The sequence below is a fragment of the Enterobacter sp. MG-EB028 genome (assembly GCF_056673305.1).
In genome coordinates this window covers 183668-202788 of record NZ_CP195079.1, presented here as the reverse complement: position 1 = coordinate 202788, position 19121 = coordinate 183668, and the positions used below count along the sequence as shown (strand labels likewise).

Sequence of the window (19121 nt, the reverse complement as noted above, 5' to 3'; positions counted from 1 at the left end):
CATGAAGCCGTCCGTCATTTTGTATAAAGCACTGCCGGAAGATCTGCAGAAACGCCTGGAAGAACACTTCACCGTTACGCAGGTGAAAAACCTGAGCCCGGAGACCGTGGCGCAGCACGCCGACGCGTTCGCGAGCGCCGAAGGCCTGCTGGGTTCAAGCGAAAAAGTGGATATCGCCCTGCTGGAGAAAATGCCGAAGCTTCGTGCTACCTCTACCGTTTCAGTAGGTTATGATAACTTCGACGTGGATGCCCTGAACGCCCGTAAAATCCTGCTGATGCACACGCCGCATGCCCTGACGGAAACCGTGGCCGACACGCTGATGGCGCTGGTACTCAGCACGGCCCGGCGCGTGGTGGAAGTGGCCGAGCGTGTGAAAGCCGGCGAATGGACGAAAAGCATTGGGCCGGACTGGTTCGGCGTGGATGTGCACGGCAAAACGCTGGGCATCGTGGGCATGGGGCGTATTGGGCTGGCGCTGGCGCAGCGCGCGCATTTCGGCTTCAACATGCCGATTCTGTATAACGCGCGCCGTCATCACAGCGAAGCTGAAGAACGCTTTAACGCGCGTTACTGTGAGCTGGATACACTGCTGCAGGAAGCCGATTTTGTTTGCCTGATCCTGCCGCTGACGGATGAAACGCGTCATCTGATCGGCAAATCTGCATTTGAAAAAATGAAGAAGTCCGCCATCTTCATCAACGCAGGTCGTGGCCCGGTGGTGGATGAGCAGGCGCTGATTGAGGCGCTGCAAAACGGCGAGATCCACGCCGCGGGTCTGGACGTGTTTGAGCAGGAGCCGCTGCCGGTAGACTCCCCGCTGCTTGCGCTGCCTAACGTGGTTGCGCTGCCGCACATCGGCTCTGCTACCCACGAGACGCGCTACAATATGGCGGCGACGGCAGTAGACAACCTGATTGCCGCGCTTGCTGGAAAAGTGGATAAGAACTGCGTTAACCCGCAGATCCAACAGTAGAAACGAAAAAACCCGCCAGAAGGCGGGTTTTTGAATTTTGTGCTACTGGGTTGGAAGCTTACAGGCTTACAACGTTACCAGCTGCTGGGCCTTTAGCGCCGCTTTCGATGGTGAAGGAAACTTTCTGACCTTCGTCCAGAGATTTGTAGCCATCGTTCTGGATAGCAGAGAAGTGTACGAACACGTCTTTAGAACCATCGTCAGGAGTGATGAAGCCGAAACCTTTATCAGCGTTGAACCATTTAACCAGACCAGTCATTTTAGCAGACATAGAAATTACCTTATTAACAAATATATTGTGCCTTCCGGCTTGATGGATTGCGTTACAGATTTTTAAGCGATGAAGGAAGGGTCACTACGAAGGGTATCTATGGATAACAATCTGGACTGCTTTACTAAACTGCTTTAGGTCTGTGTAACAAACCGACGCAGACAGTTATACCGATGTGGTAGAGGAATGACAAGCGTTATTTTCTGAATGCCGAAAAAAACCCCGCCTGAGGCGGGGTTTTTCGGTTTATTCTGTGGCAGCAACTGCTGCGCCCCACGCCTGGCTAAAGGCCTGGTGCTGGGCGGCCAGCGGCCCAATCAGCGTATTGTACTGACTTGCCTGCTGCGAGGTCGGGAACTGAATGCCGTTGGCAACGAAGCTCACCTGCGTACCCTGCTGGGAGATAAAATCTCCGACCTGAACCAGCTGCTGAGTGAAGACTTGCGCGGCCGGGATCAGCGGTTGTATCGCTTCAGACGGTTTCGTCACCACTTTCTCATACACTTTATCGAAGACCGGTTTGAGGTCCTCGCCCTGCTTCAGCGCAGAACGTGACGCGTCAGCCTGCATTTTCGCATTCTGCAGTTGCTGGCTCAGCACGCCGAGCGCGCCGTTGGACTGGCGCAGCGGCTCGCGCTGAGTCATATAATCCTGGGGAACACGGATGGCGTTCACGCTATCCACTACCGGGCGGATACCGGAGTCCATCGCCTGGCTCACCTGCTGTGAATACCCATAAAGAATGGCGTAATCGGACACAAAGGGGCCAAACTGTTTTTTCTGATCCGCAGTCAGCGTCGGCAACCGCTCGCCGCTGCGCATCACTGTATTCTGCAGAAAATCGATAAACGCTTTGCGCTGATCGCCTTCTTTATCAAAACACCCACTCAGGCTAACAACCATTAACAACGCCGCAATAGGCGCAAACCAGCGAGAGCAGGACTTTCCTGTCGCCATTTTATTACTCCTTTCACCCAAAAAAGCGCACACCGGCACACGCGTGCCCGACGCTGACAAGGATAGTCCAGGTCAGCCTTGCAAGATACTCTTTTCATGTAAAACGGCTATTGCCGATTTATTTCTTACTATTTACAAAAAAATACCTGGCGAAGCCGACATATGGTTAATCAGGTAATTAGCATAACTATCCATATAGCTGAATCGGATAAAGCGATCGTTACCGCACGATTAATCACAGCCGTGACGATCCTGGGTTTGTATTAGGGACTATTCTTAATTGGCTCTCTGATGTTCTTGATCACGATGTGAGATTTAAGAGGAGTTCTCAATGGAATATAAAGATCCTGAGTTTGAGCTGCTGAGCAGTCTGGAACAGATCGTTTTTAAAGATGTACCGCAGACCATTACCCTGCAACAAAAATCCAATCCCTTTACAGAATATGAGCAATTGCGCAAAGGGACAGGACTGAAAACGGAAGAATTCGCCAGAGCGATGGGTGTCAGCGTGGCTATGGTGCTGGAGTGGGAGTCAAAACGAGAGAAACCCACCCCAACCGAGTTAAGGCTGATGCGCCTGATTCAGGCCAACCCTGCACTCAGCAAACAGATAGCGTAGTGAAGATTGAATGCCCCCGCCTCTGCGGGGGCTTGTGTTTAAAGGCTCTCGAAACGCCAGCCCGTCTCCTCCCACACCATCTCATGCGTCAACGTTAACCCTTTTAAAAACGCATCATCGTGTGACACCACCAGCAGCGCGCCGGGGAAACCCGCCAGTGCCGCTTCAATGGCCTGAACCGAGGCCAGATCCAGATGGTTGGTCGGTTCATCCAGCAGCAGGAGCTGCGTGGCCTCCGCGCGCCATAGCACGCAGGCCAGCGCAGCCTTCAGACGCTCGCCGCCGCTCAGTTCCGCCAGCGGAAGCGAAACTTTATCGGCCCCCAGCTGAAGCTGGGCTAAACGGGTTCGTAACATGCCCTCTTCCAGGGGCGTATTGCCCAGGTTGAGGTGCGTCATGACCGACTGCGAGAGATCGAGCCGGGAAAGATGCTGATCGAGATAAGCGCAGCTGACCGACACCTTACAGGTTCCTGAACGCGGGCGAATGTCGCCGAGGATTGTTTTCAACAGCGTCGATTTCCCGCAGCCGTTCGGCCCTTTTAGCGCCACGCGCATCGGTCCATCCATCCGCCAGTTGAGTGGTGGTAAAGACACATGCGGCAGCACCAGATCCTCCAGCACCAGCACCTGTTTGCCTTCCGGGATCTGGCTCCCCGGCAGGGTGAACATCACAGGGTTATCTTCGTCAACCCGCTCACGCGCCTTGTTTACCGCGGCGTTCAGGGCTTCATTTTGCTCGCTATGCTGCTTTTTCCATGAGCCGATCCGCTCCTTCGCAGCGCCTTTGTATTTGACCCGTTCAAACGACGCGATATTCAGGGTATCGACGGTGCGCAATGTTTTTGCTGAACGCCGCTGGCTGTCGTCATGCTCTTTTTGCATGCGTGCGCGGGTGCGTTTGCGCTCCGTGGCAGCATGCTCCAGCGCCGCTCGGGCCGCCTGCTGTTCGGCATCGCGCTGGGTTTGATAATCCGCATAATTCCCGCCGTAGCTGCGCAGGCCGCCGCTGCTCAGCTCAAGGATACGCGGCACCTTCGCCAGCAGTTCGCGGTCATGGGAGGCAACCAGCACACCGCCCTGATAACGGGCAAGCTGGTCGTAGAACCACGCCCTGCCTTGTCGATCGAGATGGTTTGTGGGTTCGTCCAGCAGCAGATAATCCGCTTCAGCAGTAAATGCACCGCACAGCAGCGCGCGAATGCGCTCGCCGCCGCTGAGCTCACCGGCTGGCTTATCAGGATCAAACGGCGGAAGTTTTGCCCGGGTAAACGCCTCGCCCAGACGTTCAGCTAAATCCCACAATCCATCAAGCGTTTCCAGATCGTCAGGCTGGTAATCACCGCTGTCGATGCGCGCTCGCGCCGCGAAGATGGCCTCGAACCCGAGCAGTTCAGCCAGCGTCGTGTGCGGCAAAATGTCCTGCTGCTGAGCCACATAAACATGTGTTCCGGTACGTTCGATATGCCCGCTTGCAGGCTCATCAAGCCCCGCCAGCAGACGCAGCAGACGCGTTTTCCCGCTGCCGTTGCGGCCCACCAGCGCGCACAGGGAGGATTCCAGAGAAAGATTCAGCGGACCAAAAAGGGTATCGCCCGTCGGAAACTGACAGGTGACCTGATGCAAAATAAAAGAAGGGGACTGCGCAAAATGAGCCATAAGCACTCCTGAATGAAATCAAAACATCCCCTGCCGACGCGGTGGCGTTTAGCAAGGATCGAAATTCATCAGTCGTGTTTGTTCATTTTTGGGGGGCGCTCCAGAGCGAGAAATTTAATGGAGATAAGGATAGCGGTAATGGGTTGACCATTTCAAGGTTAAATTTTGGACGGCTTATACTCCCTCTCCCTTTGGGATGAGGGATCCCCACAAATTAATGCGAGCAGTGAACAATCCCCTCGCCCCTTTGGGGAGAGGGTTAGGGTGAGGGGGAGCATACGGCTCTGGTGGTCATTCCGCTCACTTTATGTTCCTTGCTACTCTGTAGCGACAATACCCGTAAGCGTGCCAGGGTGGCTCAGTCGCCACCACCCTGGCTACCCGGGCTCCCGGCGGTAAATCGCCGCTACGCGGTACCTTCGGCTTATTCCTTCCGGCTTATCGGGGACGGGCGGAGGTAACATCCCTGTAAAGCCCGCCCTCTCGGCGCATCCCTGCGCCTCGCCCCGGCCGGAAGGCAAACGCCTCAGCAATTTACAGCCGGACCATAGCGTCGCTGTAAGACCTCTGCCCGCAGTATGCTTTTCGTTGCGGTAATTTTGCGAGTCTCTTTCCAGAAATGGTAATATCCTCAGTGGCATAGCTCAAATCTGTTGCCGCCTGTTTTGATGAGCAGTAAGTTCTCTTCGCACCTGCAAAATCAGGTGCCGGGTTTAGCATCCTGGCTTATCTTATCGGCGGCACATTATGTGCAGCATGCTTTGCTACATCTCAATGGTGGGCTGAGCAGGGGCATCGAGAGATGCGCCGGTATCCGATAAGGCCGGTAATGCTAACTCTGTTCAGTCCACCACCAGCGAAATTAGCATTTCCGATGGTGGAAGCTTTATCACTTATCGGAGGCTGCCAATATGGCTACTACCCCAACCCAAGTTCATTCTTTAATCACCCTGCCCTTCAACCATGCCACCGACTTCACCGAACTGGCGGATAACTGCGAACGTTTTACCGACGCACTGGTAGATTGCGAAGAACCCGCCCCAAAAATGGCGCTTTACGGCAGACTTTATGCCTGTCTGAATCTTCTGCAACCCACGCTTCTGGATCCTGTTCCGGACGCTTTAAAAGCCAGCCTGACCGTGAAGGAACTCCCGTCACGCGTTCCAGCTTTCGAACCCGAGTGCGATCAGCTGGGGCGCTACTGTCAGGAGATTACGCAGATGCTGATGAACGGATCACTGCCGCAACAATCTTAAATCGTGATGGAAGATTTGCTGTGCGAACTGGTCAGCTACTTTGCCGATACGCTGAAGGCACCGCGCTGGCTGCAGACAGACGAAGGCACAATCGCGATCGGCTAAACCTGCCGGATGACGCTGCGCTTATCCGGCCTACAAAAGCTCCATAAAAAAACCCGCCGAAGCGGGTTTTTAGCATGTGTAACAGCGGGCACATTACTGCAGCAGCGAAATATCCGCTACGCGCAGGAACAGCTCGCGCAGTTTCTCGAGCATAGAGAGACGGTTAATACGCAGCTCTTTATCTTCTACGTTCACCATCACTTTCTCGAAGAAGGCGTCGATAACGTCACGCAGCTCGGCCAGCTCCACCAGCGCTTCCTGGTAGCGGCCTTCCGCGAAGTACGGCTCGAGCTTGTCGCGCAGCACCACAACCTGCATCGCCAGAGCGATCTCTTCCGGCTCTTTCAGGGTTGCGGCGTTCACGCGCTCGTTCAGCGTCTCGTCGGATTTCGCCAGAATGTTGGATACACGCTTGTTGGCCGCGGCCAGGGCAGATGCCGCTTCCAGGGTACGGAAGTGGGAAACCGCCTTCATACGCGCATCGAAATCAGCCGGACGGGTCGGACGACGCGCCAGCACCGCCTGAATGGTGTCAACGGAGTAACCTTCGTCCTGATACCAGGCGCGGAAACGGCCGAGCATAAAGTCGATCACGTCATCCACAACGTTCGCGTTGGTCAACTTGTCGCCGTACAGACGCACCGCTTCTTCGGTCAGGGTCTGCAGATCGAGGTTCAGGTTCTTCTCAACGATGATACGCAGCACGCCCAGCGCAGCACGACGCAGCGCAAACGGGTCTTTGTCGCCTTTCGGATGCTGGCCGATACCGAAGATACCCGCCAGGGTGTCCATCTTATCGGCAATCGCTACGGCGCAGGCCACCGGGTTGGACGGCAGATCGTCACCCGCAAAGCGCGGCTGATACTGCTCGTTCAGGGCCACGGCCACGTCTTCCGCTTCGCCATCGTGACGCGCATAGTGCATACCCATCACGCCCTGGGTGTCGGTAAATTCGAACACCATGTTGGTCATCAGGTCGCACTTGGAGAGCAGGCCCGCACGCGTCGCGTGGTTAACGTCGGCACCGATTTCACGGGCAATCCAGCCGGACAGCTCCGCGATACGGTCGGTCTTGTCGCGCAGCGTACCCAGCTGCTGCTGGAACAGCACGGTCTGCAGGCGCGGCAGGTTATCTTCCAGACGCTTTTTACGGTCGGTATTGAAGAAGAACTCGGCATCCGCCAGACGCGGGCGCACCACTTTTTCGTTACCGGAGATAATCTGGCTCGGATCTTTCGATTCGATGTTCGCCACGAAAATGAAGTTTGGCAGCAGCTTGCCGTCGTTGGCATAGACCGGGAAGTACTTCTGGTCACCCTTCATGGTGTACACCAGCGCTTCAGCTGGAACGGCCAGGAATTTCTCTTCGAACTTCGCGGTCAGCACAACCGGCCATTCAACCAGAGAGGTGACTTCTTCCAGCAGGCTGTCGCTCAGGTCGGCATTACCGCCAATCTTGCGCGCCGCTTCTTCCGCGTCCGCCTTAATTTTGGCTTTACGCTGTTCGTAGTCGGCAATGACCTTACCGCGCTCCAGCAGGATTTGCGGGTACTGGTCGGCATTGTCGATGGTGAACTCAGGCTCGCCCATGAAGCGGTGGCCGCGGATCACGCGATCGGACGCCACGCCCAGAATGGTGGCTGGAATAACGGTATCGCCCAGCAGCAGGGTCACGGTGTGAACCGGACGCACGAAGTGAACGTCAGACGCGCCCCAGCGCATCAGCTTAGGAATCGGCAGCTTAGCCAGCGAGGTTGCGATCATGTTCGGCAGAAGTGCTTCCGCGTTTTCGCCCTTCACGTGCGCACGATACAGCAGCCACTCGCCTTTATCCGTGGTCAGACGCTCGGCCTGATCAACGGTGATGCCGCAGCCGCGCGCCCAGCCCTCAGCCGCTTTGCTCGGCTTGCCTTCCGCATCGAACGCCTGGGCAATCGCCGGGCCACGTTTTTCGACTTCACGATCCGGCTGAGAGGCCGCCAGATTTGCCACTTTCAGCGCCAGACGGCGCGGTGCAGCAAACCACTCAATTTTACCGTGCGCCAGGCCAGCGTTATCCAGCTCGGCAGTCACGTTCGCAGCAAAAGATTCAGCCAGGCTGCGCAGGGCTTTTGGTGGCAGCTCTTCGGTGCCGATTTCCACCAGGAAAGTTTTCTCAGACATGGCCGCCTCTTATTTGTTTCGGTTGCACATCGGGAAGCCAAGGGCTTCACGGGACGCATAGTAAGCTTCTGCAACGGCTTTGGTCAGGGTACGAATACGCAGAATGTAGCGCTGACGTTCAGTCACGGAGATCGCTTTGCGGGCGTCCAGCAGGTTGAAGCTGTGGGCGGCCTTCAGAATACGCTCGTAGGCAGGCAGCGGCAGCGGAGTCTCCAGCGCCAGCAACTGCTGCGCTTCTTTCTCGTACTGCTCGAAGCAGGTGAACAGGAAGTCCACGTCCGCGTATTCGAAGTTATAGGTGGATTGCTCCACTTCGTTCTGATGGAACACGTCGCCGTAGGTGGTTTTACCCAGCGGGCCGTCGCTCCAGACCAGGTCGTAAACGCTGTCTACGCCCTGAATGTACATGGCCAGACGTTCCAGACCGTAGGTGATTTCACCGGTGATTGGCTTACATTCCAGCCCGCCAACCTGCTGGAAATAAGTGAACTGGGTCACTTCCATGCCATTCAGCCACACTTCCCAACCGAGACCCCAGGCACCCAGCGTTGGGTTTTCCCAGTTGTCTTCCACGAAACGGATGTCGTGGATGGTTGGATCCATACCCAGCTCTTTCAGCGACCCGAGGTACAGTTCCTGAATGTTGTCGGGTGATGGCTTAATCACCACCTGGAACTGATAGTAATGCTGCAGACGGTTCGGGTTTTCACCGTAACGACCATCGGTCGGACGACGGGAAGGCTGCACATACGCGGTCGCCATTGGCTCTGGCCCCAATGCGCGCAGGCTGGTCATCGGGTGTGAAGTGCCGGCGCCGACTTCCATGTCCAAAGGTTGAACAATGGTACAGCCCTGACGAGCCCAGTAATCCTGTAAGGTCAGGATCAGGCCCTGGAAGGTCTTGGTATCAAACTTTTGCATAGTATTTCGTGCTGGATACGTGTGGTTTTAAATGGAAGGGACCAGTATACCCGCTGGCTGCAAGATATACAGTACGAAACGGGGTTGTTTAGGGAAAATTGGGAAATAAGCCTTCCGGCCAGAACGCTGGCGGCGTCTGGCTGTTGATTATGCGAGCAGGCTAGCGCATGGAGAGATGTAAAAACTGACCGTCCGCATCAAACGAGCAGACAAAGCCCTCTTTACGCGCAGTATACCCTCTAAGCTCATAGCTGCCCTGAAAGCGCTCGAATCCGATGACGTTAATTTTCTGAACGTCCGAGTTATAGCGCCGGGCGGCCTGGTCTTTACAGAGCTCTTCCATATTCAGTGAACGCTCCGGGCTTATTTTACCCTGCTGCGCTTTTTGCACGGGTACTTCCTGTGGCGCACTGCATCCTGCCAGCATAAATAGCAGAAAGAGTGATACCACACGCTTCATCATCATTTTTATTACCGTCCTGGTCAGCGGCTGTTATTTTTAGTATCAACACTTTTATAGATTAAGGTCTGCGATTCTGCGAATCTCGCGGTCTCCCGGCAAGCCTGCACATAAAACTCAGAATTTTCCAAACGAAGACTTTTGGACAATGGTAGTCACACTCAATTTACAGGGAATACGAGGAACTGATGCCGTCAAAAATTAACTGGATTGATAACCTGCGAGGAATAGCGTGTCTGATGGTGGTCATGATCCACACGACGACCTGGTACGTCACGAATGCCCACAGCATCAGCCCCGTTAACTGGGATATTGCCAATATCCTCAACTCCGCGTCGCGCGTCAGCGTGCCGCTGTTTTTTATGATTTCCGGCTTTCTCTTTTTTGGCGAACGCAGCGCGCAGCCGAGGCACTTCATTCGCATTGCGGCCTGCCTGGGGTTCTACAGCGCCGTTGCCCTGCTTTATATCACCCTGTTCACCTCTATTAACGCCGGGTTATCCCTCAAATATTTGCTGCAAAAACCGGTGTTCTACCACCTGTGGTTCTTCTTCGCCATCATCGTTATTTATCTGGTCTCTCCGCTCATTCAGGTGAAAAACGTCAGCGGGAAAATGCTCCTGGCCCTGATGGTGGTAATCGGTATCGTCGCCAACCCGAATACGGTCTCGCAGAAAATCGACGGTTTCGAATGGTTGCCGGTGAACCTTTATATCAACGGCGATACCTTCTACTACGTGCTTTACGGCATGCTGGGGCGCGCCATCGGGATGATGGACACGCAAAAACGCGGTCTGAACTGGCTATGCGGGGCGCTGTTTATCGCCGGCGTGGCGGTGATTTCACGCGGGACGCTGCATGAGCTTCAGTGGCGCGGCAATTTTGCCGATACCTGGTATCTGTATTGCGGGCCGATGGTCTTTATCTGTGCCGTATCGCTGCTTACGCTCGTCAAAAACACCCTGAACGCGCGTCCCCTGCCCGTGCTGAGTCTTATCTCTCGCCACTCTCTCGGGATTTACGGTTTTCACGCGCTGGTGATCCACGCGCTGCGCACGAGAGGCGTTGAGCTAAAAAGCTGGCCGGTGCTGGATATCGTCTGGATTTTTGCCGCCACGCTGGCGATCAGCCTGCTGCTGTCGATGCTGCTGCAAAAAATAGATGCTCGCCGCTTCGTCAGTTAATGCTCCTCTGCCGGGCGCGATGGTACTGGCGCGGGGAGGAAAATCCTGCCGCCAGTGAAGCCTGCTCCACGCCGCGTCCCTGCATCAGCCACTGCTCCGCCACCGCCAGACGCAGCTGCTCCAGATAATCGCGAACGCTAATCCCTAAATGTGACTGGAAAAGCCGGGTGAGATGGCGTGGGCTGACGTGCGCCAGCGCGGCGATATCAGGCAAGCTCCACGTTTTTTGCGGCTCGGCGGTGAGCGCATCCTGCGCCCGATGGATCGCCGGGTGAAGATGATTGCGGTAGCGTAGCCACGGGGATAGCTGAGGGTCGTCACCGGAACGGCGGAACCAGACCACCATCTCACGCGCCACGGCCAGCGCCTTTTCGGGGCCGCACAGGTGGTTGATCGTGTGCAGCGCCAGATCGATGCCCGAGGTGATCCCCGCGCTGGTCCAGATATTTTCATCCTGCACAAATATCCGGTTTTCTTTAATCGTCGCCGTAGGGGCCGCGGTGCGTAAACGGCTAATAACGTCATGGTGGGTTGTGCACTGCCGGTTATTCAGCAGGCCCGATTTCGCCGCCAGCAACGCTCCTGAACAGACGCACATCACGATGATTTCCTGGCGCTGGATCTGCGGCTGCCGGCGCATCAGCCAGTGCTGAATCTGCTGCGCCTGCGGGGTTGAGAACTGAAAGCGGGAGTCGCTCACCCCCGGCAGGACCAGCAAGCTGCCCGGAGACAGGCTTTCCGGCAATGGCTGGATGCCGCTCATCGTCAGACCTATCGACGTCGGAACCTCCGGCTGCGGGCCAATGTAATGCAGACGAAACGCGTCGCCTGCCAGCACAAAGGTTTCTGCCGGGCCGGTCATGTCTAATGACAGCACTCCGGGCAACATCACGAACCAGACGTCGATGGGCATTACAATGACTCCAGCGTCTCCGCTACCGTTTTAATTTCGGCAAAACGCCCGGACAGTACCGTTTCGGTACGGTGGCGAATTTCCGCTGCGCTAAGGGTAATGCCCTTGTAGGTCATGGGAAACGTCAGCGTTGCCTCGCTCACAAAGGTCACAGCATACCCCAGATCGGATGCCACCCGGGCGGTGGTTTCACAGCATTGTTCAGTGCGAATGCCGCAGATAATCACACTGTTGATATCACGCTCGCGCAGCCAGCGGTCAAGCCCGGTATCCGTGAAGGCATTATGGACGTGTTTCTGGAAAACAACATCCGGCTGATGACGCAAAAAGGCCATCGGTTTGACATAGCCGCTTTCCAGGGTAAAGGGACCGTCTTCATCAACGTGAAAAATATCAACGACCGGAATATTGCGCGCCTGGCAGCCTTCAATCAGCCCCAGCATCGCCTGCTGAAAGGCAGGAATTTCGTCCTCCTGCCAGTAATTGCGCTGATGGAAGGACTGCTGAGTATCAATGTTGATTAATGCGATGCGTGACATGATAAATCTCCTTGCCAGTGGGTGTAACACCATACTGGCAAGGAATGGAAGGCACGCACAGACCAAAAAAGGACATCCTCGTGCCTCTTCCGGACAAGCGTATTTAAGACATAAGCGGCAGCAGCTGCTGATAGATTTTGCGGAATACGTCGCGCCTTTCCGTGTACCGCGCATAGCGTACAGCGTCCGGGAAATGCGCCTGCTCAAGCGTAAGCTGCGGCAACAGCTGTGAAAGCGGTTTTTCCGGGTTCATGGCGATCTGCGCCAGTCGTGCAGCACCCAGCGCGGGGCCGACATCCCCTCCGGTGCGGAAATCCAGCTGCAACCCGCTGATATCCGCCAGCATCTGTCGCCAGTAAGGGCTTCGCGCTCCGCCGCCAATCAGGGTGACGCTCGTCGGCTTCAGGCCGCAGTCGTGCACCACGTCCATCCCGTCCGCCAGTGCATACCCCACACCTTCCAGAACCGCACGCGCCAGCTCTGCCGGGCCATGTTGATGGGTTAAGCCAAAGAACACCCCTTTCGCTTCCGGGTTGTTGTGCGGCGTACGCTCGCCGGAAAGATACGGTAAAAACCAGACCGTACCCGCCGCGTCATCCGCCTGCTGCGCCGCGGAGATGAGCGCCGGAACGTCGGCCATGCCGGTGAGTTTTGCGGCCCAGTCCAGGCAGGACGCCGCACTGAGCATCACCGACATCAAATGCCATTTTCCAGGCAGGGCGTGGCAGAAGCTGTGCACTGCGCTTTCAGGGTTGCTGCGATACCCGTCGCTAACGGCAAAATAGACGCCGGAGGTTCCCAGCGAAAGCATCGCCTGCCCCGCCTCAACCATCCCGACACCGACAGCCCCCGCCGCGTTATCGCCGCCTCCGGCCACCACCGGTACGGCAGGCATGTTCCAGCGTTCGGCAACGTCCGGCAGCAGCGTGCCCGTCACCTCGCTACCTTCGAACAGCGCGGGCATGTGTTCGCGGGTCAGATTACAGGCATCCAGCATCGCCTCGCTCCAGTCGCGTTTCGCCACGTCGAGCCACATCGTGCCGGCGGCATCGGACATGTCGCTGGCGAAATCGCCCGTCATGCGAAAACGCAGATAGTCTTTTGGCAGCAGAACTTTCGCCACCTGACGGAAAACCTCCGGCTCGTGGCGCTGAACCCACAAGAGTTTTGGTGCGGTGAAGCCCGGCATCATCAGGTTGCCGGTAATCTCGCGGGAGGCAGGTACGCGCTCCTCAAGAAGCGCGCACTCTTCTGCGCAGCGGCCGTCGTTCCAGAGGATCGCAGGACGCAGCACGCGATGCTCGCTATCCAATAAGGTTGCACCGTGCATTTGCCCGGCCATTCCCAGCGCTTTCACGTCACGCAGAGAATGCTGCTCGCCTAACGCGGTAATTGCGCGATCCGTGGCCTGCCACCACTGTTCCGGGTCCTGCTCCGACCACAGTGGGTGCGGGCGTGAAACCTGCAGCTTTTCAGTCTGCGTTGCTAACACCTCGCCCTGCTCGCTTAACAGGATGGCTTTCACACCCGATGTGCCCAGATCGATCCCGATATACATTGCGGTGACTCCTTTGACAGAAATGCCCGGTGGCGCTTCCGCTTACCGGGCCTGGATGCTGTTATTTATCGAACAGGTAGTGATTAACCAGATTTTCCAGCAGCTCCTGGTGCCCGCTCTGGTGCTGCGGCGCCAGCTGATGTTGTTCAGCGTACTTCGCGATTTCCGCAAGCGATAACTGACCTTTCAAAATTTGCTGGCCCAGCTCACTGTTCCAGCCGCTGTAGCGCTTCGCCACGCGTTTATCCAGCTCACCGTCTTCAATCATACGTGCCGCCACTTTCAGCGCCAGCGCCATGGTGTCCATCGCGCCAATATGGCCGTAGAACAGATCGTATTTGTCGGTGCTCTGGCGACGCACCTTGGCGTCAAAGTTCAGGCCGCCGGTGGTGAAGCCGCCCGCTTTGATGATTTCGTACATCACCAGCGCATTCTCCTCCACGCTGTTCGGGAACTGGTCGGTGTCCCAGCCCAGCTGTGGATCGCCACGGTTCGCATCGACAGAGCCGAAGATGCCCAGCGCAATCGCAGACGCGATTTCGTGATGGAAAGAGTGGCCCGCCAGCGTGGCGTGGTTGGCCTCAATGTTCACTTTAATCTCTTTTTCCAGACCGAACTGTTTCAGGAAGCCATACACCGTCGCCACGTCGTAGTCATACTGGTGCTTCGTCGGTTCCTGCGGCTTCGGCTCGATCAGCAGCGTGCCGCGGAAGCCGATTTTGTGCTTATGGTCGACAACCATCTGCATAAAGCGGCCAATCTGCTCGCGCTCCTGGCGCAGGTCGGTGTTGAGCAGGGTTTCATAGCCTTCACGACCGCCCCACAGGACATAGTTTTCGCCGCCCAACTGATGCGTGGCGTTCATTGCCGTCACCACCTGCGTGGCCGCCCAGCTAAACACTTCCGGATCCGGGTTGGTTGCCGCACCCGCGCCGTAGCGTGGGTTAGTGAAGCAGTTTGCCGTGCCCCAGAGCAGCTTCACGCCGCTTTGCTGCTGTTTTGCCGCCAGCACATCCACCATCTGCGCAAAATTGTTCAGGTACTCTTTCAGCGACGCCCCTTCCGGCGACACGTCAACATCATGGAAGCAGTAGTACGGCACATTCAGCTTGTGGAAGAACTCAAACGCCACATCGGCTTTGCGTTTCGCCAGCTCGATGGCCTCACCCGGCTGCTGCCACGGACGGTCAAAGGAACCGACGCCGAACATATCGGCGCCGTTCCAGCAGAAGGTATGCCAGTAACAGGCGGCAAAGCGCAGATGATCTTCCATGCGCTTACCCAGCACCAGCTCATCCGGGTTGTAGTGACGAAATGCTAAAGGATTGGTCGTTTTTGGGCCTTCGTAACGAACGCGATCGAGTTGGTCGAAATAAGCTTGCATATTGAGCTCCATAATCAGGGTATGCGGCGAGTCGTTGATACAGGAGTAATAGTGAATAGACATTTGGGGTTGCTCAATTACGTTATTTCACACTGCTATTGAGAGAATGCACAACTGTGCGCTGGCTCGCAAAATAATGCGCAGACAAACTATTTTTCGGCGCGCATTCCAGAATCAAATGTAATTAAGGCGTTACGAATTTTAAAATCCGATCGCGGTCATAAATTCAGAAATAAACCAAATATCGTAATGAGAAGATAAAAATCTGTAATTGCCAGCCCGCCTTTCCGCGTTAAAAATTTGCTGCGACCCAGCAGTGAATGTTTCTTTTATCTCAGCAACACATACCCCTACAAAAAGGCCTAATAATTATGAAGATAAAGAACCTGACCCTAACGCTCTGCACTACGCTCCTCCTTGCAAGCTTTGCAGGGCATGCCAAGGAGGTCAAAATTGGCATGGCGATTGACGACCTGCGTCTGGAGCGCTGGCAAAAAGATCGCGATATTTTTGTGAAAAAAGCGGAATCACTCGGTGCGAATGTGTTTGTACAGTCGGCTAACGGCAATGAAGAAACGCAAATGTCGCAGATCGAGAATATGATCAACCGGGGAGTCGATGTTCTGGTCATTATCCCTTATAACGGCCAGGTATTAAGTAACGTGGTGAAAGAAGCGAAGCAGGAAGGGATAAAAGTTCTCGCTTATGACCGCATGATTAATAATGCGGATATTGATTATTATATTTCCTTCGACAATGAAAAAGTTGGCGAATTACAGGCGCAAAGCCTGATCGACAAAGTGCCTCAGGGCAATTATTTCCTGATGGGCGGTTCGCCGGTGGATAACAACGCCAAACTGTTCCGCGAAGGGCAAATGAAAGTCCTTAAGCCGTACATCGACAACGGCAAAATTAAGGTGGTTGGCGATCAGTGGGCTGACGGATGGTTGCCAGAAAATGCCCTGAAGATTATGGAAAACGCGCTGACGGCCAATAACAACAAAATTGACGCTGTTGTGGCCTCCAACGATGCCACCGCAGGTGGGGCTATTCAGGCCCTGAGCGCCCAGGGGCTGGCCGGTAAAGTTGCGATTTCTGGCCAGGATGCCGATCTGGCTGGCGTAAAACGCATTATCGCAGGTACCCAGACCATGACGGTCTATAAACCGATTACCGAGCTTGCCAATACGGCGGCAGAAATCGCCGTTGAGCTGGGCAACGGTAAGCAACCTAAAGCAGACGCGACGCTGAATAACGGCCTGAAAGACGTTCCGGCTCGCCTGCTCACGCCAATTGAAGTCAATAAAGAGAACATTGACGCCACCGTGATTAAAGACGGTTTCCACAAGAAGAGCGAACTGTAATCCTGCGCTGCCCCTGCCCTGCAGGGGCGCATCACGTTGTACTGTTCTTCCCTCGGGTTATGTGGAGCAGTTATGCCTTATTTACTTGAAATGAAAAGCATCACCAAGCGCTTCGGCGCGGTGAAAGCCGTCGACAACGTCAGTCTCCGGTTGAACCCCGGCGAAGTGGTTTCGCTGTGTGGCGAGAACGGTTCGGGCAAATCAACGTTGATGAAAGTGCTGTGCGGGATCTACCCGCACGGCAGTTACGAAGGCGAAATCGTCTTTGCCGGTGAAGTCATCCAGGCGACACACATTCGCGACACCGAACGTAAAGGCATCGCCATCATTCACCAGGAGCTGGCGCTGGTGAAGCATCTCACCGTGCTGGAGAACATCTTCCTCGGAGCCGAGATTTCCCGCCACGGCGTGCTGGATTACGACACCATGACGCTCCGCTGTGAAAAGCTGCTGGCGCAGGTGAGCCTCCACATTTCGCCGGATACCCGCGTGGGCGATCTGGGTCTGGGGCAACAGCAGCTGGTCGAAATTGCGAAGGCGCTGAATAAACAGGTCAGGCTGCTGATCCTCGATGAGCCAACGGCCTCGCTCACCGAGCAGGAAACCGCGGTTCTGCTCAATATCATCCGCGATCTGCAAAACCACGGCATCGCCTGTATCTACATTTCGCACAAGCTGAACGAGGTCAAAGCCATTTCGGACACCATCTGCGTGATCCGCGACGGGCAACACATCGGCACGCGTGAAGCCGCAGGCATGAGCGAAGATGACATCATCACCATGATGGTGGGCCGCGAGCTGACGGCACTCTACCCGAATGAACCCCACACAAAGGGCGATGAAGTGCTGCGCGTGGAGAACCTCACCGCTTGGCACCCCGTCAACCGCCACATCAAGCGGGTAAATAATGTTTCGTTTTCCCTTCACAGCGGCGAAATTCTTGGGATTGCGGGCCTCGTCGGTGCCGGGCGCACCGAAGCCGTGCAGTGCCTGTTTGGCGTGTGGCCAGGACGCTGGGAGGGCACAATTTATATCGACGGCCAGCCGGTGAAAATCGACAGCTGCCAGCAGGCGATTGCCCGCGGCATTGCCATGGTGCCGGAAGACCGCAAAAAAGACGGCATAGTACCGGTCATGGCGGTGGGTAAAAACATTACGCTTGCGGCACTCGATCGGTTCTCCGGCGCGCTGAGCAGCCTGGACGATGCTGCCGAGCAGCAGTGCATCCTCCAGTCGCTTGCCCGGCTGAAGGTCAAAACCTCTTCGCCGGAACTGGCAATCGGCCGCCTGAGCGGGGGTAACCAGCAGAAGGCGATTCTGGCGCGCTGCCTGCTCCTCAATCCACGCATATTAATCCTTGATGAACCGACGCGCGGGATCGATATCGGTGCCAAATACGAAATCTACAAACTGATTAATCAGCTTGTACAGCAAGGGATTGCCGTCATCGTCATTTCGTCTGAGTTACCCGAAGTGCTCGGCCTGAGCGACCGCGTGTTGGTCATGCACGAGGGAAAACTGAAAGCCAACCTGATTAACCAGAACCTGACGCAGGAGCAGGTGATGGAAGCCGCTTTAAGGAGCGAACGTCATGTCGAAAAGCAATCCGTCTGATATCAAAGTCGCTGTTCCGACGCCCGGCGCGTTCGCTGGGCTAAAAGCGCTGAACCTGCAGGTTTTCGTGATGATCGCGGCGATTATCGTCATCATGCTGTTCTTTACCTGGATGACGGATGGCTCGTACTTGAGCGCGCGAAACGTCTCCAACCTGCTCCGCCAGACCGCCATCACAGGCATCCTGGCCGTGGGCATGGTGTTTGTGATCATCTCTGCGGAAATCGACCTGTCTGTCGGGTCGATGATGGGTCTTCTCGGCGGCGTGGCGGCGATTTTTGACGTCTGGCTTGGCTGGCCGCTGCCGTTGACAGTGGCGGTGACGCTGGTGCTGGGGCTGGTTTTAGGCGCCTGGAACGGCTGGTGGGTTGCTTACCGTAAGGTGCCGTCGTTCATTGTCACCCTGGCGGGGATGCTGGCCTTTCGCGGGATCTTGATCGGTATTACCAACGGTACCACCGTCTCCCCGACCAGCGCAGCCATGTCGCAGATTGGTCAGAGTTACCTCTCCGATAGCATCGGCTTTACGATCGGCGTGGTGGGGCTGCTGGCGTTTGTCGCGTGGCAGTGGCGTGGACGCATGCGCCGTCAGGCGCTGGGGCTTGCATCGCCAGCGTCAACGTCGGTGGTGGGACGTCAGGCGTTGACGGCGGTCATTGTGCTGGGTGCCATCTGGCTTCTTAACGACTATCGCGGCGTTCCGACGCCGGTGCTGCTGCTGGCGCTTTTGCTGTTGGGCGGCATGTTTATGGCGACGCGCACCGCGTTTGGCCGCCGTATTTATGCCATCGGCGGCAACCTTGAAGCTGCCCGCCTCTCGGGTATTAACGTCGAACGTACCAAGCTGGCGGTTTTCGCCATTAACGGCCTCATGGTCGCTATTGCCGGGTTGATCCTCAGCTCGCGTCTGGGGGCCGGCTCTCCCTCCGCCGGCAACATCGCCGAGCTGGATGCTATCGCCGCCTGCGTCATCGGTGGCACCAGCCTCGCAGGCGGTATCGGGAGCGTGGCGGGCGCGGTCATGGGGGCATTTATCATGGCGTCGTTGGATAACGGGATGAGTATGATGGACGTCCCGACGTTTTGGCAGTATATCGTCAAGGGGGCCATTCTTTTACTGGCAGTCTGGATGGATTCTGCCACCAAGCGACGGGCCTGATAACCGTATAGTGACTTAAT

At 56.1% G+C, this 19121-nt stretch carries 16 protein-coding genes and 2 pseudogenes; 8 read left to right on the top strand and 10 right to left on the bottom strand.

Annotation, left to right across the window (positions count from 1 at the left end; genetic code table 11):
• The first annotated feature begins 1 nt into the window (after position 1).
• Positions 2–976 (top strand): glyoxylate/hydroxypyruvate reductase GhrB, encoded by a 975-nt coding sequence (ghrB, locus tag ACR42C_RS00870; protein ID WP_479984644.1) that lies wholly within the window; start codon positions 2–4, stop codon positions 974–976.
• Positions 977–1034: 58 nt separating this feature from the next.
• On the opposite strand, the gene cspE is transcribed toward ghrB, so the two are convergent.
• The gene (gene cspE, locus ACR42C_RS00865) at positions 1035–1247 is read right to left on the bottom strand and encodes a transcription antiterminator/RNA stability regulator CspE (protein WP_003860775.1); all 213 of its coding nucleotides are present in this window, start codon (positions 1245–1247) and stop codon (positions 1035–1037) included.
• A 246-nt stretch (positions 1248–1493) separates the two neighbouring features.
• Positions 1494–2204, bottom strand: a complete 711-nt coding sequence (locus ACR42C_RS00860; RefSeq protein ID WP_045260020.1) for a DUF3053 domain-containing protein — start codon at positions 2202–2204, stop codon at positions 1494–1496.
• 331 nt (positions 2205–2535) lie between these two features.
• Here ACR42C_RS00860 and ACR42C_RS00855 point away from each other — a divergent pair, with 331 nt between their 5' ends.
• A complete protein-coding gene (locus ACR42C_RS00855) occupies positions 2536–2823 on the top strand; it encodes an HTH-type transcriptional regulator (RefSeq protein ID WP_116343066.1) in 288 nt (95 codons plus the stop codon).
• Positions 2824–2861: 38 nt separating this feature from the next.
• Here the strand turns inward: ACR42C_RS00855 and ACR42C_RS00850 are convergent, their stop codons facing one another.
• Entirely contained in the window at positions 2862–4481 is a 1620-nt protein-coding gene (locus ACR42C_RS00850; protein WP_316380441.1) for an ABC-F family ATP-binding cassette domain-containing protein, read from the bottom strand.
• Between the two features lie 840 nt (positions 4482–5321).
• Here ACR42C_RS00850 and ACR42C_RS00845 point away from each other — a divergent pair.
• Both ACR42C_RS00845 and ACR42C_RS00840 read left to right on the top strand, forming a co-directional pair.
• A pseudogene (locus tag ACR42C_RS00845) lies at positions 5322–5426 on the top strand (hypothetical protein); the annotation flags it as partial.
• Positions 5393–5842 (top strand): annotated as a pseudogene (locus tag ACR42C_RS00840) (hypothetical protein). The pseudogenes ACR42C_RS00845 and ACR42C_RS00840, both read left to right, overlap by 34 nt.
• Positions 5843–5935: 93 nt before the next feature.
• Here the strand turns inward: ACR42C_RS00840 and glyS are convergent.
• The 3 genes from glyS to ACR42C_RS00825 all read right to left on the bottom strand — a co-directional run bounded on the left by glyS (position 5936) and on the right by ACR42C_RS00825 (position 9392).
• Positions 5936–8005 carry a glycine--tRNA ligase subunit beta gene (gene glyS / locus ACR42C_RS00835; RefSeq protein ID WP_479984643.1) on the bottom strand — a complete coding sequence of 690 codons (2070 nt, stop codon included), beginning with the start codon at positions 8003–8005 and terminating at the stop codon, positions 5936–5938.
• Between the two features lie 9 nt (positions 8006–8014).
• Positions 8015–8926: a glycine--tRNA ligase subunit alpha gene (glyQ, locus tag ACR42C_RS00830; RefSeq protein ID WP_003860141.1), complete on the bottom strand. Its 912-nt coding sequence runs from the start codon at positions 8924–8926 to the stop codon at positions 8015–8017.
• 160 nt (positions 8927–9086) lie between these two features.
• Entirely contained in the window at positions 9087–9392 is a 306-nt protein-coding gene (locus tag ACR42C_RS00825; protein WP_116343060.1) for a YsaB family lipoprotein, read from the bottom strand.
• Positions 9393–9574: 182 nt separating this feature from the next.
• Between ACR42C_RS00825 and ACR42C_RS00820 the strand changes: the two genes are divergently transcribed.
• Entirely contained in the window at positions 9575–10570 is a 996-nt protein-coding gene (locus tag ACR42C_RS00820; protein WP_316380438.1) for an acyltransferase, read from the top strand.
• Here the strand turns inward: ACR42C_RS00820 and ACR42C_RS00815 are convergent.
• From ACR42C_RS00815 to xylA, 4 genes are all read right to left on the bottom strand, one after another.
• Positions 10563–11483, bottom strand: a complete 921-nt coding sequence (locus ACR42C_RS00815) for a GlxA family transcriptional regulator (protein ID WP_479984642.1) — start codon at positions 11481–11483, stop codon at positions 10563–10565. The two genes, ACR42C_RS00820 and ACR42C_RS00815, sit on opposite strands and share 8 nt — an antisense overlap.
• Complete coding sequence (locus ACR42C_RS00810) at positions 11483–12022, bottom strand: isochorismatase family protein (protein ID WP_116343054.1); 540 nt, start codon at positions 12020–12022, stop codon at positions 11483–11485. Before ACR42C_RS00810 ends, ACR42C_RS00815 begins: the two co-directional genes overlap by 1 nt.
• Before the next feature lie 103 nt (positions 12023–12125).
• Positions 12126–13580, bottom strand: a complete 1455-nt coding sequence (gene xylB, locus ACR42C_RS00805) for a xylulokinase (protein ID WP_316380435.1) — start codon at positions 13578–13580, stop codon at positions 12126–12128.
• A gap of 61 nt (positions 13581–13641) precedes the next feature.
• Positions 13642–14964 carry a xylose isomerase gene (gene xylA / locus ACR42C_RS00800; RefSeq protein WP_116343112.1) on the bottom strand — a complete coding sequence of 441 codons (1323 nt, stop codon included), beginning with the start codon at positions 14962–14964 and terminating at the stop codon, positions 13642–13644.
• Between the two features lie 371 nt (positions 14965–15335).
• Between xylA and xylF the strand changes: the two genes are divergently transcribed.
• The 3 genes from xylF (at position 15336) to xylH (ending at position 19101) form a co-directional block, all read left to right on the top strand.
• Positions 15336–16328 (top strand): D-xylose ABC transporter substrate-binding protein, encoded by a 993-nt coding sequence (gene xylF, locus ACR42C_RS00795; RefSeq protein ID WP_008502746.1) that lies wholly within the window; start codon positions 15336–15338, stop codon positions 16326–16328.
• 72 nt (positions 16329–16400) lie between these two features.
• Positions 16401–17942, top strand: a complete 1542-nt coding sequence (locus ACR42C_RS00790) for a xylose ABC transporter ATP-binding protein (protein WP_320720957.1) — start codon at positions 16401–16403, stop codon at positions 17940–17942.
• The gene (xylH, locus tag ACR42C_RS00785) at positions 17920–19101 is read left to right on the top strand and encodes a xylose ABC transporter permease XylH (protein ID WP_041911621.1); all 1182 of its coding nucleotides are present in this window, start codon (positions 17920–17922) and stop codon (positions 19099–19101) included. The genes ACR42C_RS00790 and xylH overlap by 23 nt, the downstream gene beginning before the upstream one ends.
• Positions 19102–19121: the final 20 nt, after the last annotated feature.

Bases quoted from the DNA above. Each gene is read 5' to 3' on its own strand.
- ACR42C_RS00825 (WP_116343060.1), bottom strand. From the start codon at position 9,392: ATGATGATGAAGCGTGTGGTATCACTCTTTCTGCTATTTATGCTGGCA.
- ghrB (WP_479984644.1), top strand. From the start codon at position 2: ATGAAGCCGTCCGTCATTTTGTATAAAGCACTGCCGGAAGATCTGCAG.
- xylA (WP_116343112.1), bottom strand. From the start codon at position 14,964: ATGCAAGCTTATTTCGACCAACTCGATCGCGTTCGTTACGAAGGCCCA.
- ACR42C_RS00855 (WP_116343066.1), top strand. From the start codon at position 2,536: ATGGAATATAAAGATCCTGAGTTTGAGCTGCTGAGCAGTCTGGAACAG.
- ACR42C_RS00850 (WP_316380441.1), bottom strand. From the start codon at position 4,481: ATGGCTCATTTTGCGCAGTCCCCTTCTTTTATTTTGCATCAGGTCACC.
- ACR42C_RS00790 (WP_320720957.1), top strand. From the start codon at position 16,401: ATGCCTTATTTACTTGAAATGAAAAGCATCACCAAGCGCTTCGGCGCG.
- ACR42C_RS00815 (WP_479984642.1), bottom strand. From the start codon at position 11,483: ATGCCCATCGACGTCTGGTTCGTGATGTTGCCCGGAGTGCTGTCATTA.
- xylH (WP_041911621.1), top strand. From the start codon at position 17,920: ATGTCGAAAAGCAATCCGTCTGATATCAAAGTCGCTGTTCCGACGCCC.
- xylF (WP_008502746.1), top strand. From the start codon at position 15,336: ATGAAGATAAAGAACCTGACCCTAACGCTCTGCACTACGCTCCTCCTT.
- cspE (WP_003860775.1), bottom strand. From the start codon at position 1,247: ATGTCTGCTAAAATGACTGGTCTGGTTAAATGGTTCAACGCTGATAAA.
- xylB (WP_316380435.1), bottom strand. From the start codon at position 13,580: ATGTATATCGGGATCGATCTGGGCACATCGGGTGTGAAAGCCATCCTG.
- ACR42C_RS00810 (WP_116343054.1), bottom strand. From the start codon at position 12,022: ATGTCACGCATCGCATTAATCAACATTGATACTCAGCAGTCCTTCCAT.
- ACR42C_RS00860 (WP_045260020.1), bottom strand. From the start codon at position 2,204: ATGGCGACAGGAAAGTCCTGCTCTCGCTGGTTTGCGCCTATTGCGGCG.
- ACR42C_RS00820 (WP_316380438.1), top strand. From the start codon at position 9,575: ATGCCGTCAAAAATTAACTGGATTGATAACCTGCGAGGAATAGCGTGT.
- glyS (WP_479984643.1), bottom strand. From the start codon at position 8,005: ATGTCTGAGAAAACTTTCCTGGTGGAAATCGGCACCGAAGAGCTGCCA.
- glyQ (WP_003860141.1), bottom strand. From the start codon at position 8,926: ATGCAAAAGTTTGATACCAAGACCTTCCAGGGCCTGATCCTGACCTTA.